The organism is Lysinibacillus sp. LK3 (assembly GCF_001043675.1).
Taxonomy (GTDB): Bacteria; Bacillota; Bacilli; order Bacillales_A; family Planococcaceae; genus Lysinibacillus; species Lysinibacillus capsici.
The window spans coordinates 1-16,841 of record NZ_LDUJ01000021.1 but is presented as its reverse complement, the minus strand read 5'-3'; the positions used below and the strand labels follow the sequence as shown (position 1 = coordinate 16,841).

Genomic DNA, 16,841 nt, shown 5'->3' with positions numbered 1-16,841 from the left:
TCTTTTATCTCCCTGTGCTGACATTTAGAAACCCGACTTAAAGGGAAGTACCTCCAACATCAGTAGTACTATAGATTATCTCATTGATTAAGCTTCATTATTTCGGTAGGAATACCGTGAAAATGGCCCCACCGTGTTTGTCATTTTTTACTTCTACTGTTCCACCTAAAGATTCTACAATTTGTTTAACATTAAATAAACCGTACCCCCTATTTTTTCCTTTAGATGAACTACGTAAATCAAATATAAAATCTAACATATCTTCAGCAATTCCCTTTCCGTTATCTGCTACTTCTATAATGATATCACTCCCAATTCCTGTAATTGAGAAAGACACCCTTCTCTCTTTTCGATCGGCTACGGCATCAAATGCATTATCAATAAGATTTCCAATGATTGTGATGATATCCGTGATTTCAATGTGACTTGGTAAGACATCTACATAACTATCAGGATCAATTTCAAAGGCAATCTTCTTTTCCGATGCATTGCCCAGTTTCCCTAATAATATAGCTTGAACATTTATATCTTGAATTTGATTAAATAGGATTCGGTTTTGGTGTTGGTGATTGGCTGACTCCTTTTGTATAAATTCAAAAGCATCCTGATATCTCTCTAATTGGATTAATCCTGATAATAAGTAAAGTTTATTTGAGTACTCATGCGTTTGCGCACGAAGTCCCTCAGAATATGCGCGAACCTCTGTGATCGTATCAATAAGCTTTTTAAGCTCCGTTTTATCACGAAAACTAGAAACCACACCCATAATCTTTTCATTTTCGATAATGGGAATAAAATTAAAAATAAATACTTTATCATTAATTAATATCTCTACATTATGAATGGGCTTACCTTTCTGTAATACATGATCGATATTAATTGCTGGTAAGACAAATTGAATATGTTCACCAATAGAGGATTCATCCTTGAGGTTTAACATTGAACTAGCAGAATTGTTGATTAAGGTTAAGAAACCCTTTTGATCGATTGCAATGATTCCTTCCTTTACTGATAACAGAATGGCACTTCTTTCTCTATATAGTGAGGAGATTTCATGCGGTTCCAATCCCATAGTATCTTTTCTAATACTTTTGGTTAAAAAAATACCACCAATGATTCCTAAAATTAAAACAATTAGAGAAGCAATGAGAATGGACTTAATTCGTTTATAAATATTTTGAAAGATTTCTTTTTCTGCATATTCAACCGCTACGGTCCCAATTACACGAGTATATTCTCCATTGTCTGCTATGATAGGAACCTTTCCTATTAAAACAGAACCACTCTCTCGTTCCAATTCAAAATTATTAGAACCACCAAATATTAACCCATAATTATTTGTATGGTCAAAACTCTTCTGACCAACCTGACTTGGGCTTCTGTGCGAATAAATAATCTTCTCCCGATCTTCAATAATAATATTTTCTGCATTTACCTGATCTATTACTTGCTCAGCAATTGGACGAAAACGTAGCTCTAAATCACTTTTCCCAATGGATTCTTTAAGTTCTGGCATAAGAGAGATTGTCATAGCCGTTTGCAATGCCAATTGTTTAACTTGAGTCCTTGCATCGACATATTGTAAATAAGCAAATATACTGGCGAGCAGAAAAACAATAAAAAGAATTAACGTGCTAATCAGTCTCAATATTTTTGTTTGTAATGGTATCTTTTTTTTGTTCAATATACTTAACCTTCACCCTTTTCAACTAGTATAATTCATATAACTTTCATCCTTCTTTTATTTAAATCCCTTTGTTGCCATATTTAAGGGAATATAACTTAGCTCATGGTAATTTGACTGTTATGATTGTTTCAACTAGAAAAATCATAAGAACTTACTAAATATCAGAGGAAAACCTAGTTTGAATCCAGCTTAATTTCTAGATTATACTATATTTTAAAGGAATTTTAGAATGCATAAAATTCTTCCACAAAAATCGGTGGAAGGTTTATGTAAATCAATAATAAAATCTTATAGACACATCAGGAAAGTCCTGTTGTTAATCCATGCTTATACGCTAAGTCTCCATTTTGTAATTCTTGGTCAAAATAAACTTGTGATTTGATATTGGATTTCGGCGTTCAGGATGAAAATAGAATAAACATGAATTTATTACTATCATTAAAATAAAGATGCTCCTCTTATTACAGAAATGCGCCAATGTCTGATATCTCCCTTGAAACTTCCCCAAATTTTTATTTTTTCCCTCCTTATAGTTTGAAAGAGTTCAAAAAAGGTTATAAAACACTATAACAAAATATTTAAAATACAAAATAGGAGATGGATAGTATGAGTTTCATTTGGTTTTTAATAATTGGCGGGCTTATCGGTTGGCTTGCAGGTATAATTTTGGGTAAAGATATCCCAGGTGGAATTATTGGTAATATTATTGCAGGTATTATCGGCGCATGGATTGGTGGTATGCTTCTTGGAAGTTGGGGTCCTAAAATTTCAGATTTCTATATCTTCCCTGCCCTCATTGGAGCAATTATACTAGTTTTCATTTTGAGTTTAATTCTGAAATCATTGCGTAGTGCTTCGTAAGCTAAATAGATCTCTTAATCTATTACTATACGATTAAGTGAATCAGATGTAACCAATAATAAATGGTGACTGTGCTTATAACAAAAAAGCGGCCTTCCACATCATATCTGTGGAGGACCGCTTTTACTTTGTTTTTAATTAACTTAACAATCCTCTGCTCCGTGAATTCAAGAAGAACAGAACAGCCTATACAACAATAGCGCCTGATTGAGGAGGACTATGCCATACAAAGCTTGATAATTAATGTTCTATAGATGTGATCCTCCACTTGCATCGAGCAATTGACCAGTTACCCAACGGCTGTCTGATGAAGCAAGAAAGGCGGCAATATCTGCCACATCCCCGGGCTCTCCCCATCTGTTGAAAATTGAAAGACCAGCCGCATATTTTTGTCCATCAAGGTTTTTCAAAGTCTTAGCATTCATTTCTGTATTAATAATCCCAGGCTGGATGGCGTTTACCGTAATATTCCGGCTCCCTAGTTGTTTGGCTAGAAGACGCGTAAACGTGTCGATTGCACCTTTGGACATACTGTACGTGAAGACACTTGGTGAAGCTGCACGTGTCACAAAAGATGAAATATTAATAATACGCCCCCCATCTTTTAAACGTGGTAAAGCTTGCTGAGTAACAAAAAGTGGTGCTTTAACATTTATCTTCATTACCTCGTCAAATGATTCCTCTGTCGTCTCTTCTAAACTGATAATTTGACCAATTCCAGCATTGTTGACAAGAATATCGAATCCGCAACCGCCCATATAATCCCGAATAGTATCATCCAAAGTAGTAAATAAATCTTGAATACCATCTAGAGTACTAAGGTCAGCACCAATCGCCAAAGCATTTCCTCCGCTTTGTTCGATCTGGTGAACAACTGCTTCTGCCTCAGTACGTCTTTTCCCATAATGAATGACGACAAAGGCTCCCTCTTGTGCCAGACGCAATGCAATACTGCGGCCAATTCCTCGACTTGATCCTGTAACTAAAGCGATTTTGCCTGTTAACTTACCCATGCTTCCATCTCCTTGTTCAAACATAGTTAGATTACATAGAGAATTATATCAAGGGACTTTATTTGAAATGTTGCTCTCCTATTCGGTTTCAAGGAGTGTTTCGTTATGGATAAAAACACCCCTTTAGAATAATAGTATCCAAAGGGGTAAAATGGTGTAATTTATTTACAAACGGTATGACTTTATTTAAAACCCAAAACACATGGCTTTGGAATAAAGATTGATCAAAATGAAGGTACTCTTTATAGATAAGTATGATTTTTATAAAAAAGTTTGATCATTTTTCAGCTATGTTGTTCAACAATTGCGCCCGTCAATGGAATAACTGTAAACCTAATGAAGCTTTTTTAAAAGCTGCGTTTCCCTGCCCAGGCTCCTTGCATTTTACTGAGGAATACAAATTTGCCCAATATGATATGCATTGTGCATTGCTAAACTCTTCAGTTCAAGCACTAATGGATTGTCATCGGGAATTGGTCTATACAAATCTTCAAGTTCTGATTTTGCTAGTATTTTTTCTAGTTCACGATGAACAGAAAAGTATTCTTGTCTTGTTTCCTTCCAATTTAGAAAGGTCTCAGTTGGTAATCGATATGTAGCCCGCGCCCCTCTTTTACATAACGGGCTATCTTTGCTTCTGTCCAACCTGTTTGGCGTTTTGGCACAATATCACATCCTTTTATTTAGGATATATAACAACAACTTTCGCTTTCTTTAAACCTAAACATTTAGCAATCGTTAATCGATGTTTACCTTCTCCTTGGATATAGTATTTATTGTTTAAAACCGTTACCAAGGGATATCCAATATACGGGTCACTTAAAATAAATTTTTCAAACTGCTCTTTACTTTTGTATTTAGAAAAATTTATTCCTTTATTAACTAATATCTCCAACGCCTCTAGCCAATTACTCACTCTATCTGCATCTGTTCGGCACATACCAACTAATTCATCTAAATCAATGATTTTCAATTCTTTTGTATTTTCATCAAATTCATCGGCAGACAAATACTCTGCTTCATACGGTATTGATTTGATTTTATCTTTTAATGATGGATCGATTTCTAAAACCTTAAGTTTTTCATCTAAACTCATCTTTATTCCTCCAAAATAAAAACATCGGTACGCTTATTTTAATTATAAGCGTACCGATGTTTAGTGTTCAAACTTTAAACAACTTTATTTGTTTTTAAATGACTCTATTGTAAATGTAACAACTTTATTGTCAGGATACATCACAATTAAATCTAATTTTTGTTCTTACTCAACAGTTACCGATTTAGCTAGGTTACGTGGTTTATCTACATCACAGCGGCGGTGAAGTGCAGCATAGTAGCTAATTAATTGTAAAGGTACTACTGATACAAGCGGTGTTAGTAATTCATGAACATGTGGAATGACTAAACGGTCGCCATCTTCATCAACGCCTGCCATTGCGATAATACATGGATATGCACCACGAGCCGCTACTTCTTTGACATTACCACGGATGTTTAATCCTACTGAAGCTTGTGTGACAAGCGCAAACACAGGTGTACCTTCTTCGATTAAGGCAATTGTTCCGTGCTTCAGTTCTCCACCAGCAAAGCCTTCTGCTTGGATGTACGAAATTTCTTTTAGTTTTAAGGCACCTTCAAGGCTGACATAGAAGTCCATATTACGGCCAATGAAGAATGCGTTGCGTGCAATTTTCAAGTAATCTTCTGCAATGTCTTCTAGCACATCTTTTGAATCAATAATTGTTTGGATGCCATTAGCGGCAATCGCAAGCTCTTGTTTTAAATCAAATTCTAAGCCTTTGCCATTTGCCTTTGCTGTCACATAGGCTGCTAATGCAAGTACTGCTACTTGTGCCACATAAGCTTTTGTAGAAGCTACAGCAATTTCTGGACCTGCATGTAATAACAATGTATGGTCAGCTTCACGTGATAACGTAGAGCCAGGTACATTTGTGATCGTTAATGTTGGATAGCCCAACTCTTTAATTTTTACAAGTACTTGACGACTATCTGCTGTTTCTCCTGATTGTGTAATGAAGATAAATAATGGTCTTTCTGAAAGTAATGGCATGTTATAGCCAAATTCACTAGAAATATGCACTTCTACAGGGATACCGGCCATTTTTTCGAAATATTGTTTACCGATAAGACCCGCATGATAGCTTGTGCCCGCTGCAATAATATATAAACGATCTGCTGCTCGTAAGGCTTCTAAAATCTCCGCATCAATCGTTAAATCACCGTTGTCACCTTCATATGCTTGAATGATTTTACGAATAACTGTAGGCTGCTCATCCATTTCTTTTAACATATAGTGTGGATATGTGCCTTTTTCAATATCACTCATATCAAGCTCAGCAGTATATGGTGCACGCTCTACTACAGTACCATCTAATTTTGTAATTTCCACACTTGCTTTGTGTACGATAACTACCTCTTTATCGTGAAGCTCTACGTATTGATCTGTTACCTGTAGCATCGCCATTGCATCTGACGCAACAACATTGAAACCTTCACCAATTCCTACTAGAAGTGGTGATTTATTTTTTGCTACAAAGATTGTATCTGCTGCCTCTGCATCTAATAGTGCCAGTGCATAGGAGCCATGTAATAGAGATAATGTTTTACGGAAGGCGTCTGCAGTGCTTAGGCCATCTTTCACAAATAACTCTACTAATTGCACAATAACCTCTGTATCTGTATCAGATTTCATTGGAATGCCCTTTAAATATGTTTTTTGCAATAAGTGATAGTTTTCAATAACCCCATTATGCACAAGTGTAAAGCGTCCTGATGCACTTTGATGTGGGTGAGCATTTAAACGATTTGGCACACCATGTGTTGCCCAACGTGTATGACCAATACCAATTTTCGCAGCAACATCTTCATCTACCGCTTCTCGTAAATCTGCAATACGCCCTTTTTCTTTGAAAACCGTTACGCCTTCCTCGTTACGTACTGCAATACCCGCTGAATCATAACCACGGTACTCTAGCTTTTCTAAGCCTTTTAATAGAATTTCCTTTGCATCTGATTCACCAATATATCCTACAATTCCACACATAATTCTCGTCCTCCGATAATGTCAATTTAATGCAATGACAAACTAGGCCTCATCCTATCGATTTTTTTGAATGTATAAGCGAAGCTTTATTTTTATAAAAATAAAGCACTCCAATACACACAAGCTACTCAGCCAACTGAATAGAGATCTTCGATATGTGAAGCTTCATCTATTTATCTATTGCTTTTACAATACCTTCTCCATTTTCTGTACATTCAATCACTCAAATGCTTTCAAAATGGGAAATGACAATCGGGTATGTCGATTGGGAGGCATCCGCCGAATTTTCGATAAACCTCCACCTCGTCTGCTGAAGATCTTTTCGTCCGATTTCTTCAGCTCAGGCGCTATAATTGTTTTCCGATTTTGCGCTTTCTTCCCTCCTTAGGCGCTCGTTAAAGGATAAGGTCGGACCTCATCTTCAACTTCTCCATCATACTCAATCATATGCTATCCGTCAAATTTTCGTTATAAAAAACACCTAGTCCTAAGGCTTTTTCGTGACAAATATGTAGACAAAGCGATATATAAGCACTTTGATAAGCATTGTAATACAAAATAGGCACAAGCATTTAAAATGCTTGTGCCTATCCTTTATTTACTGTCTAATAATTTAACGATTTCTCTATTAAACGCAGGAAGATCGTCTGGCGTTCTACTTGTTACAAGCTGCTTTTGACAGACAAATACCTCTTCATCATGGAAGTTTGCACCTGCATTTTCTAAATCCACTTGAATGGATTTATAGCCTGTGGCGTCACGACCATTTAATGTCTTTGCAGTAATGAGAAGTTGTGGTCCATGACAAATGGCAAAGGTAGGCTTCATTTCATCCATAAAGGACTTTACAAATGCTACTACACGATCATCCGCACGTAATATATCAGGAGAAAAACCACCTGGAATAAATAACGCATCGTAATCAGTAGCTTTTACTTCATCAATGCCTTTATCAATTTTCACTGACTCTCCATGCTTACCCTTAATTTCCTTACCCGCTTCAGTATCAATTGTTACAAGCTGATGCCCAGCTGATTCTAAAGCTTCCTTAGGGCTTGTAAACTCAATGTCCTCAAACATATCTGTTATAACTGTAGCAATTTTAGCCATATCAATTAAACACTCCTTGTTATTGTGACTCCTAATTACTGTTCCCCATCTCGCTTATTTAAAACATTCCTTTCAAATAAGTAAACCCGATTTCCTGTTTACAGAAATCGGGTTTACACTCTATTTCTTATTCTGTTAGGCCCATTTCTACACGTACAACATCTGCAATACGTTCTACAAAACGCTCGCAATCCGTTTCTGTTGCTGCTTCCACCATGACACGTACTAATGGCTCTGTACCTGAAGGACGTACTAAAACACGACCATTTCCAGCCATTTCAGCTTCTACCTCTGCAATTACTGCAGCTACTTTCGCATTATCAGTCACAGCATGCTTATCTGTTACACGCACATTGACAAGACGCTGAGGGTAGATTTTCATTTCAGCTGCAAGTTCTGAAAGCTTTTTACCCGTCGCTTTCATAATGTTGACAAGCTGAATTCCTGTCAGTAAGCCATCACCTGTTGTATTAAAATCTAGAAAGACGATATGCCCTGATTGCTCGCCACCTAAATTGTATTCATTCGCACGCATTTCTTCCACAACATAACGATCACCTACAGCTGTTTGTACACTATACATACCATTGTCAGCCACAGCTTTATAGAAGCCCATATTGCTCATTACTGTTGAAACAATTGTTTGCTTCTTTAAACGCCCTACCGCATTTAAATGCTTACCAATGATAAACATAATTTGGTCACCGTCAACAATTTTTCCGTTTTCATCTACAGCAATTAAACGGTCTCCATCGCCATCAAAGGCTAAACCAACATCTGCACCTTTTTCAGTAACAAATTTAGCTAGTCCTTCTGGATGTGTTGAGCCTACACCATCATTGATATTTAAGCCAGTTGGAGAAGCACCCATTGTAGAAATGTCAGCTTCTAAATCAGCAAATAAATGTGTAGCTAAAGATGAAGTTGCACCATGTGCACAATCAAGCGCTACATGGATACCATCAAATTCTTCATCCACTGTTTGCTTTAAGTATTGAATATATTTTTGACCACCTTCGAAATAGTCACTTACAGATCCTAAATCTGCTCCTATAGGACGTGGTAATGTATCCTCTTGCGCATCAATTAACGCTTCAATTTCCGCTTCCTGTGCATCTGTTAGCTTAAAGCCATCAGGACCGAAAAATTTAATACCGTTATCTGCAACTGGGTTATGTGAAGCTGAAATCATGACGCCTGCATCTGCGCTCATAATTCGAGTAAGGTATGCCACACCTGGTGTTGAAATAATACCCAGACGCATTACCTCTACCCCAATTGATAAAAGACCAGCCACAAGTGCACCTTCAAGCATCTCGCCTGAAATACGTGTGTCACGACCAATTAAAACCTTTGGACGGTCAGTTGCATCTTTTGTTAAAACATAGCCGCCTATACGACCAAGTTTAAATGCAAATTCTGGTGTTAATTCACTATTCGCGACGCCACGGACGCCATCTGTTCCAAAATATTTACCCATTCTACTTATTCTCTCCTTCAATGCAAGACAGTGCCTAGTGAGTTTCTATCAAGCATTAGACACTTGTCCGCTTACTTTTGGAAAAGTCTGCTTTTGTTCATTTCATTGGTAATTATTAATATTCCACTCTGCCAGTTTGTTTGATGAAACCTGAATTACAAACCTGATTGGATTTTTGATTTAGAATCAAAATAAAATTATAGTCACATATTGTTTAAGAATCAATATCTTCCGATTCCTCAGTTGACGTATTTTTATCAGTTGTAGTACTCTCATCTGTCACATCAGGTTCTTCAGTTGGAGGTGGCGTTTCCTCTGTAGAAGCTGGTGTTTTCTGCTGTTCTTCTTGTTCAACCTTTGTAATATCTGCCTTCACCTTTATTTTCTTGTCAGATATTTTTGTCACACCATCTGGTAATTTTACATCAAATTCATAAGTTTTGGACTCAGTAATTTTTGACAGGTCAACTGTTATTGGAATGGATGTTAAACTGTCAATAATTGATTTTCTACCATACACTTTGATCATTTTCGGTGTAAATGTTAATGAGTTAATGGTAATGTCTTCGGCAGCTTGCCCTGTTTCCTTAAGGACAACTGGGATCTCTCGACTATACTCCGCTATATCTACTTGAACTTTCACAATTTCAGGTTCAATAGTCACGTCTAACTTATTTAAATCTCTATCTAATACTTTTACAGCTGCTTCCTGCGTGAATGATTGCTTCAAGCCCTGCTCTCCTGTAACAGTTGCTTTTACATAACTAATGCTTTCAATAGCACTTTTTGCACCTGTTACATAAACAGTTGGCGGGTTGGCCGTCATTTCTTTTAAGATAAAACCTTCTTCGATTAAACGTTTGTTCATTTCAGGGTCCACTCGGAACTCCTGCGTGACCTTTTCCTCAATATTCACATGAACAGTTGCAGGGTCTAATGTCACCTTTAACTTTTCTGAAATATTTTCGTATTGCAGTTTTACATCATGCTCTCCCAGCAATAAATTGCTCAAATCCGCAAATATAGAAAAATCCTTAGCTCCCTTTGCTTTTAAAACCAATGCCATCGGACCTTCTATCGTTACATCCACAGTTTCAGGTAAACCTGTCACAATAAGATTCTCATTATCGTAATAAACATCCACTGGAACATCACGAATAACATCCGTTTGTTCATTTGAGGTAGCTTTATTTAAAGGTGACAACTCAGTACGCACTGAGAAAAAAAGCAAAAACGCTAAAAATAGCGCGATGATTCTAAGTACCCAAGGGCTATCCATCATTTTATCCATTCTTTTTCCCCCTCCAAGTCAACTTAGAGGATGCATTTGATTCTTGTACTGATCCGAACCACATTTTTCTTAATAATGTTTCAAACTCCTCTAGAGATAGATTTCGATGGAGATTACCATTTAATGTTATACTAATTGCGCCTGTTTCTTCTGACACAACAATTGTAATAGCATCTGTAACTTCACTTAAGCCAAGAGCAGCACGGTGGCGTGTCCCTAACTCTTTTGAAATAAATGGGCTTTCAGATAAAGGTAAATAACAAGCCGCTGCTGTAACTTTATCTTTTTGCATAATAACAGCCCCATCATGTAGCGGGGTATTTGGTATAAAGATATTAATCAGTAATTCTGATGAAATTTCAGCATTTAGCCCTATACCTGTTTCAATATATTCATTAAGACCTGTTTCTTTTTCAATAGAAATTAACGCACCTATTCGACGTTTAGCCATATAACTTACAGACTTCTTCATAGCCTCAATAAGTCTTGTTTGTTCTTCTTCTTCTTGACTTGATGAACGTTGGAATAGCTTTCCTCGTCCAATTTGTTCTAAACCACGTCTGATTTCAGGTTGGAAAATAATAATAATCGCTAGGAAACCAAACTCAATAACTTGTTGTAGCATCCAGCCAAGTGTTTGTAACCCTAAAAGGTCTGTTGCAATTCGTGCAATAATAATGACGAATATTCCCTTAAGTAATTGGACAGCCTTCGTACCTTTAATGAGGGTTAAGACTTTATAAACAACGTACCAAACGAGCAGTACATCAATGAAGTTAATAACAATATTCACAGGTGTTAAATCCGTGAAATGTTCGATAATTTGCACGTGGCATCCCCCACTTTTCATTACGAATCCATACACATTCAAGTATATCACATTCTTATCAAATGTAACTTTTTTCAAATAAAAAGTCTACTCAGAAGAGTAGACCTTTCAGCCTCTCACGTGCACTATTTTTTAGGACGTATAGAGTGTTATTTAGTTTCTTCTTTTTCCTCAAATGTCATGGCTGTCTTAACAGAATTTTTAATTGTATACCATAACCATTCAAATACTTCGTCAATTTCTTCGATTCTCCCTGAAACTACCGCTGAAGATGCCATATATTGCCCGTTGATTACTGTGACGTTGCCATCAACTTCACCTTCAACAATCAAATCGCCATTTTTCACAACAATATCGCCTTTTACCACTTCTCCTTCAGGGACAATCACTGTTTGACCATCCACAACTAAATTAGGTTGCTTGGTCACCGAGAAATGCTGGTCATCCATGAAGCTACCCAATAATGTAGCACTCATGAATAAGCAAAATACTGCTGCTGCCACAAAGAACGGATGCCGGCGAATCCATTTTTGTATACCTACTCGACTTTTTGGTTTTGGTAAACGAGCCATAACTGCTGCTTCAAAACTCGGAGGCGCTGTAATGTGGGAAGCACTCTTCACAAAGGCGATTGTTTCACTCAATTCTTGCATCAACTGTTTACAATCATTACATGTATGCAAGTGTTGTTTCAACTCTTGCTCATGCTCACGACTAATGTCACCGTCTAAATAATCATGCATATAGTCTATAATATGCTCTGGACAAGTATTCATGACGCTCCCCCTCCTACAGATTGTTTAATTGCTTACGTAATGCCTCACGTCCGCGGTGAATCCTCGTTTTCACCGTTCCAAGCGGCATATCTAAAATCTCGCTAATCTCTTGTAACGATAACTCTTCTATATATTTCAATACTATAACCGAACGGTATTTATCCGGCAATCGTCCAATTTCATATTGAATGCGATCTTGCAGCTCCATTTGTTCTAACTGCTCCTCTGGTAGCTGGTCATCTGCTGCGATTTGCGAATACATATCAAGCCCTTCTGTACCAGCTACTTCTGCATCTAAATAATAATCCGGTTTCTTTTTTCGAATACGGTCAATGCAGAGGTTTGTCGCTATGCGATAAAGCCACGTTGAAAACTTTCTTTTCTGATCAAATGTATGCAAGTTCATATAAGCTCGCACAAAAGCCTCTTGAGCAATGTCTTCAGACTCTTGTTTGTTGCCTAACATTCGATAGCATACTTGGTACAGTTTGTGCTGATAGAGACTCACAATATCGGCAAATGCGTTTTGATCGCCTTTAAGCACTTGTTTTATTCTCTTATTTACTAACGCATCCATTGTGTTGACTTCTCCACCTTTACAACTGTCTTATACTATACGAAGCACCAATAAGAAAAGTTTCGTTTTAATTCAATTATAGCAAAAGATTTTTATGCAATGTGGCAACAGGCAATTTTTTGTCAAATTTTCTTTAAACTAGTGTTTCGCCAAATAAAGATCCCATTAATGCAACAGCCACATTTGCTGTTGTATTCTTTTCATCTAATATAGGATTTACCTCTACAAACTCTGCTGAAGTTACCATGCCTGATTCTTGTAACATTTCCATTGCTAAATGGCTTTCTCGGTACGTAATTCCGCCTGGAACTGGTGTACCCACACCTGGCGTATAAAGTGGATCTAATCCGTCTAAATCAAGTGATAAATGTAAGCCATCAACATTTCGTTCCTTTAAATAAGCAAGTGCATCTTCCATCACACGTGTCATGCCAAGTCGGTCGATTTCATGCATTGTATATACTTTAATTCCTTGTTGACGTATCAATTCACGTTCTCCTGGGTCTACTGAACGAGCTCCAATTATAATCACGTTTTCTGGCTTAATTTTTGGAGCATAGTTGCGAATTTGCACTAAACGTTCATGTCCTAGCCCAATACTAACGGCTAACGGCATCCCATGTATATTGCCTGAAGGTGTTGTTTCAGGTGTATTTAAATCTGCATGAGCGTCATACCAGATAACACCGAGATTTTTGTAATGTTCACCTAATCCAGCTAATGTTCCAATAGCAATGCTATGGTCTCCACCAAATACGAGTGGGAATTTCTTTTGTTCCACTACTTCATGCACACTATTTGCTAATGCAGTACTAACATCTACAACTTCCTCTAAATTTAGTAATTTTTCATCCACAGCTCCGTCAGCAAGCTTTTGACTAACACGAATATCCCCTTGATCCTGTACATCGTGTCCGATAGCCTCTAAACGTTCAACAATACCTGCATATCGAATAGCACTTGGTCCCATATCTACCCCACGGCGTGTTTGTCCGTAATCTGTTGGTACTCCAATAATAGAAATATTAAGTTTATTCATGTTTTTATACCCCCTAAAAGTTATAAGATTATTGTAAAGCCTACATACCACTTGGCTCAACTCGACAAAAAGTTGTATATTTATTCATTTATAAATAACATAAAAAAATCTCCTACTGTTTTCAGCAAGAGATTAGTTATCTGTAGTTAATATAACACTTTTGAATAATTTTCATTCTAAAAAAGTGAGCCATGAAGGACTCGAACCTTCGACCCTCTGATTAAAAGTCAGATGCTCTACCAACTGAGCTAATGGCTCATAAAAGAAAAAATGGCTGGGGTACTAGGATTCGAACCTAGGCATGACGGAATCAAAATCCGTTGCCTTACCGCTTGGCTATACCCCAATCATTTATAAAACTGGTGGAGGGGGACGGATTCGAACCGCCGAACCCTAAGGAGCGGATTTACAGTCCGCCGCGTTTAGCCACTTCGCTACCCCTCCGAAATAACACAATAAGAATGGTGGAGGATGACGGGCTCGAACCGCCGACCCTCTGCTTGTAAGGCAGATGCTCTCCCAGCTGAGCTAATCCTCCATAGAAACAGGTGTTATATCACAGTTTATATTCTTTATAAAGCCTATGTTTTAAATGGTGACCCCTACGGGATTCGAACCCGTGTTACCGCCGTGAAAGGGCGGTGTCTTAACCACTTGACCAAGGGGCCAATATTACGTCTCAAACAAGACAAGAATTATAATAACATTTTTTATTAATAATTGCAATGCTTTTCCACAAATTTTTTTATGTATTATAGCATAGCATTTGAAAAAAGGACAAAAAAATGGCTCCGAAGGCAGGACTCGAACCTGCGACAACCTGATTAACAGTCAGGTGCTACTACCAACTGAGCTACTTCGGAACAATGCTATTCACTTTGGTTTTAGACAACCTCTTAAGTACATTTATTATTATAGCAAGCATTATAAATAATGCAACACATTTTGTGAAAATTTTTATATTTTTTGTCGAAGTATCCTCCTATATTCGTTTGAAAGCATAATAGTTCTCTATTAATTCTAATATTTCTATTTAACGTACTAAATATTCTTGCTGTATATTATTGTAATTGTTAAAATAAAAATAGTTTTATGAATTTTCTATCAAATTTTCTGGGGGAGGATGTTCAAGATGGTATCAAATGATTTAATTGCACCTGAATTTTATAACATCACAGAGGAATTAGAAAAATTTTCGCAAGATAGTGATCGCCAAGCAATACGTTGGTTAAATACACAACAAGAGAGACGTACAGTTTCTTATTTGGAGCTTAACCAAAAAATGAATCAATACGCAAACGCTTTTACGGAGAAGGGGCTTCAAAAAGGTGATCGTGTATTAGTTATTATTCCTCGACTTCCAGAAGCCTATTTCGTTTTTCTAGGCTGCTTAAAGGCTGGTATCGTACCCATTTCATGTTCAGAGATGCTACGTGCAAGCGATTTAGAATATCGGATGGAACATTCTTCTGCTAGTGCAGTTATTGCTTATGAGGCTTTTACTAGTGAAGTTGATCAAATTGCTTCTTCTGTAGACGCATTGAAAAATAAACTAGTGATCGGTGCTGCGAAAGGAGATTGGACTTCTTTAGATGAATTAGCAAGCAGCCAGCCAGCTACATTTACAGCCGTAGCTACTACACGTGATGACATGGCATTCCTTTCTTATACATCTGGTACAACTGGTAAACCTAAAGGCGTTGTTCATTCACATGGCTGGGGATATGCACATATTAGAACTGCAGCTTCAAAATGGCTTTGTGTACGTGAAGGAGACCTCGTGTGGGCAACAGCTGCTCCTGGTTGGCAAAAGTGGATATGGAGTCCTTTTTTATCCACAATCATGCTCGGTGCTACTGCATTTGTCTATCATGGTGGATTCGATGCAAAAACCTATCTTCAATTAATGCAGGATGAAAAAGTTAATGTTCTATGTTGTACACCGACTGAATACCGAATTATGGCGAAAATCGATAATTTACAAGACTACAATCTATCATCTCTACGTAGTGCCGTTTCTGCTGGTGAGCCTTTAAATCGTCCAGTTATCGAAACATTTATGAATCATTTTGGACTAAAAGTACGTGACGGCTATGGACAAACAGAAAACACATTATTAATTGGTACACTCGAAAACACAGAATTACGTCCTGGATCTATGGGTGTTCCAACTCCAGGTAATATTGTACGTATTATCGACAATGAAGGGAATGAAGCGCCAGTTGGAGAAGTTGGTGATATTGCTGTTCACAAATCTTCACCAGCTTTATTTAAAGAATATTATAAAGAACCAGAGCGCACACAAGCTGCATTTCGTGGGGATTGGTATATTACAGGTGATCAAGCAAAATGTGATGAAGACGGTTACTTCTGGTTTGAAGGTCGTGGAGATGACATTATTATTTCATCTGGTTATACGATCGGACCATTTGAAGTTGAAGATGCATTAAACAAACATGAAGCTGTACAAGAATGTGCAGTTGTAGCTGCGCCAGATGAAATTAGGGGGCATATTGTAAAGGCATTTGTTATCTTACGAGAAGGCTTCAAAGAATGTAATGAAGAGGAGTTAACAAAGGAGCTACAGGAGCATGTAAAAGCGTTAACAGCCCCTTATAAATACCCTCGTAGTATCGTCTTTCTTGATGAGTTACCAAAAACGACATCAGGGAAAATTCGCCGTATCGAACTACGAGCTACTACAGTTCATACGCATTAAGTTAAGTATCAAAACAAGAAGGCACCCATTGAGGATGCCTTCTTTTATGTATTTATAAATAAATAATCGGCTCAAAAAAAAGCCACTACTGAGTGTATCAGTAGCGACTTTTTGCGCCTAGCGACGTCCTACTCTCACAGGGGGAAGCCCCCAACTACCATCGGCGCTAAAGAGCTTAACTTCCGTGTTCGGTATGGGAACGGGTGTGACCTCTTTGCCATTATCACTAGACTTATGCGACCTCCAATACACGGCGTATTACTGCGTCAGCTGCTCTCGTTCAATCAGTCACGTACAGAAGTACGCTCCTTCAATCACTCGTTTGCTTCCTTGTACTACTTGTGTCTTGAAGCTCTCTTTTTTGTTGAAAGAATTGTTCTTTCAAAACTGGATAA

At 37.5% G+C, this 16,841-nt stretch carries 13 protein-coding genes, 6 tRNA genes and 1 rRNA gene; 2 read left to right on the top strand and 18 right to left on the bottom strand.

What is annotated here, in order from left to right; genetic code table 11:
* Positions 1-97 precede the first annotated feature (97 nt).
* Positions 98-1,687 (bottom strand): sensor histidine kinase, encoded by a 1,590-nt coding sequence (locus tag VK91_RS15065; protein ID WP_048393941.1) that lies wholly within the window; start codon positions 1,685-1,687, stop codon positions 98-100.
* A 606-nt stretch (positions 1,688-2,293) separates the two neighbouring features.
* On the opposite strand from VK91_RS15065, the gene VK91_RS15060 reads away from it, so the two are divergent.
* Positions 2,294-2,548, top strand: coding sequence for a GlsB/YeaQ/YmgE family stress response membrane protein (locus VK91_RS15060; RefSeq protein WP_048393940.1), 255 nt, complete (start codon positions 2,294-2,296; stop codon positions 2,546-2,548).
* Between the two features lie 248 nt (positions 2,549-2,796).
* Here the strand turns inward: VK91_RS15060 and VK91_RS15055 are convergent, their stop codons facing one another.
* From VK91_RS15055 to VK91_RS14975, 16 genes are all read right to left on the bottom strand, one after another.
* Positions 2,797-3,561 carry an SDR family oxidoreductase gene (locus VK91_RS15055; RefSeq protein ID WP_048393938.1) on the bottom strand — a complete coding sequence of 255 codons (765 nt, stop codon included), beginning with the start codon at positions 3,559-3,561 and terminating at the stop codon, positions 2,797-2,799.
* Positions 3,562-4,240: 679 nt separating this feature from the next.
* Positions 4,241-4,657, bottom strand: a complete 417-nt coding sequence (locus VK91_RS15045) for a hypothetical protein (protein WP_048393932.1) — start codon at positions 4,655-4,657, stop codon at positions 4,241-4,243.
* A 165-nt stretch (positions 4,658-4,822) separates the two neighbouring features.
* The gene (gene glmS / locus VK91_RS15040; RefSeq protein ID WP_048393931.1) at positions 4,823-6,625 is read right to left on the bottom strand and encodes a glutamine--fructose-6-phosphate transaminase (isomerizing); all 1,803 of its coding nucleotides are present in this window, start codon (positions 6,623-6,625) and stop codon (positions 4,823-4,825) included.
* A 594-nt stretch (positions 6,626-7,219) separates the two neighbouring features.
* The gene (locus VK91_RS15035) at positions 7,220-7,735 is read right to left on the bottom strand and encodes a type 1 glutamine amidotransferase domain-containing protein (RefSeq protein WP_016995286.1); all 516 of its coding nucleotides are present in this window, start codon (positions 7,733-7,735) and stop codon (positions 7,220-7,222) included.
* 127 nt (positions 7,736-7,862) lie between these two features.
* On the bottom strand, positions 7,863-9,215 hold the full coding sequence (glmM, locus tag VK91_RS15030) for a phosphoglucosamine mutase (RefSeq protein ID WP_048393930.1): 1,353 nt from the start codon (positions 9,213-9,215) through the stop codon (positions 7,863-7,865).
* Positions 9,216-9,429: 214 nt separating this feature from the next.
* Positions 9,430-10,506 carry a YbbR-like domain-containing protein gene (locus tag VK91_RS15025; RefSeq protein ID WP_048393928.1) on the bottom strand — a complete coding sequence of 359 codons (1,077 nt, stop codon included), beginning with the start codon at positions 10,504-10,506 and terminating at the stop codon, positions 9,430-9,432.
* Complete coding sequence (cdaA, locus tag VK91_RS15020) at positions 10,499-11,335, bottom strand: diadenylate cyclase CdaA (RefSeq protein WP_009370548.1); 837 nt, start codon at positions 11,333-11,335, stop codon at positions 10,499-10,501. Before cdaA ends, VK91_RS15025 begins: the two co-directional genes overlap by 8 nt.
* Before the next feature lie 149 nt (positions 11,336-11,484).
* Positions 11,485-12,111: an anti-sigma factor gene (locus tag VK91_RS15015; protein ID WP_009370547.1), complete on the bottom strand. Its 627-nt coding sequence runs from the start codon at positions 12,109-12,111 to the stop codon at positions 11,485-11,487.
* Between the two features lie 13 nt (positions 12,112-12,124).
* Positions 12,125-12,688, bottom strand: coding sequence for an RNA polymerase sigma factor SigW (sigW, locus tag VK91_RS15010; protein WP_004225410.1), 564 nt, complete (start codon positions 12,686-12,688; stop codon positions 12,125-12,127).
* Between the two features lie 133 nt (positions 12,689-12,821).
* Positions 12,822-13,727 carry an arginase gene (gene rocF / locus VK91_RS15005; RefSeq protein WP_004225412.1) on the bottom strand — a complete coding sequence of 302 codons (906 nt, stop codon included), beginning with the start codon at positions 13,725-13,727 and terminating at the stop codon, positions 12,822-12,824.
* Between the two features lie 185 nt (positions 13,728-13,912).
* Positions 13,913-13,985: transfer RNA gene (locus VK91_RS15000), tRNA-Lys, on the bottom strand.
* 13 nt (positions 13,986-13,998) lie between these two features.
* Positions 13,999-14,073: transfer RNA gene (locus tag VK91_RS14995), tRNA-Gln, on the bottom strand.
* 14 nt (positions 14,074-14,087) lie between these two features.
* Positions 14,088-14,171: transfer RNA gene (locus tag VK91_RS14990), tRNA-Tyr, on the bottom strand.
* 18 nt (positions 14,172-14,189) lie between these two features.
* A tRNA-Val gene (locus VK91_RS14985) sits at positions 14,190-14,265 on the bottom strand.
* Positions 14,266-14,320: 55 nt separating this feature from the next.
* Positions 14,321-14,395: transfer RNA gene (locus VK91_RS14980), tRNA-Glu, on the bottom strand.
* A gap of 118 nt (positions 14,396-14,513) precedes the next feature.
* A tRNA-Asn gene (locus VK91_RS14975) sits at positions 14,514-14,590 on the bottom strand.
* A 269-nt stretch (positions 14,591-14,859) separates the two neighbouring features.
* Here VK91_RS14975 and mbcS point away from each other — a divergent pair.
* Entirely contained in the window at positions 14,860-16,446 is a 1,587-nt protein-coding gene (mbcS, locus tag VK91_RS14970; RefSeq protein ID WP_048393927.1) for an acyl-CoA synthetase MbcS, read from the top strand.
* Positions 16,447-16,561: 115 nt separating this feature from the next.
* On the opposite strand, the gene rrf is transcribed toward mbcS, so the two are convergent.
* Positions 16,562-16,677, bottom strand: a 5S ribosomal RNA gene (rrf, locus tag VK91_RS14965).
* Positions 16,678-16,841: the final 164 nt, after the last annotated feature.

Bases quoted from the DNA above. Each gene is read 5' to 3' on its own strand.
- VK91_RS15045 (WP_048393932.1), bottom strand. From the start codon at position 4,657: ATGAGTTTAGATGAAAAACTTAAGGTTTTAGAAATCGATCCATCATTA.
- sigW (WP_004225410.1), bottom strand. From the start codon at position 12,688: ATGGATGCGTTAGTAAATAAGAGAATAAAACAAGTGCTTAAAGGCGAT.
- glmM (WP_048393930.1), bottom strand. From the start codon at position 9,215: ATGGGTAAATATTTTGGAACAGATGGCGTCCGTGGCGTCGCGAATAGT.
- rocF (WP_004225412.1), bottom strand. From the start codon at position 13,727: ATGAATAAACTTAATATTTCTATTATTGGAGTACCAACAGATTACGGA.
- VK91_RS15055 (WP_048393938.1), bottom strand. From the start codon at position 3,561: ATGGGTAAGTTAACAGGCAAAATCGCTTTAGTTACAGGATCAAGTCGA.
- glmS (WP_048393931.1), bottom strand. From the start codon at position 6,625: ATGTGTGGAATTGTAGGATATATTGGTGAATCAGATGCAAAGGAAATT.
- VK91_RS15060 (WP_048393940.1), top strand. From the start codon at position 2,294: ATGAGTTTCATTTGGTTTTTAATAATTGGCGGGCTTATCGGTTGGCTT.
- mbcS (WP_048393927.1), top strand. From the start codon at position 14,860: ATGGTATCAAATGATTTAATTGCACCTGAATTTTATAACATCACAGAG.
- VK91_RS15015 (WP_009370547.1), bottom strand. From the start codon at position 12,111: ATGAATACTTGTCCAGAGCATATTATAGACTATATGCATGATTATTTA.
- VK91_RS15035 (WP_016995286.1), bottom strand. From the start codon at position 7,735: ATGGCTAAAATTGCTACAGTTATAACAGATATGTTTGAGGACATTGAG.
- VK91_RS15025 (WP_048393928.1), bottom strand. From the start codon at position 10,506: ATGGATAAAATGATGGATAGCCCTTGGGTACTTAGAATCATCGCGCTA.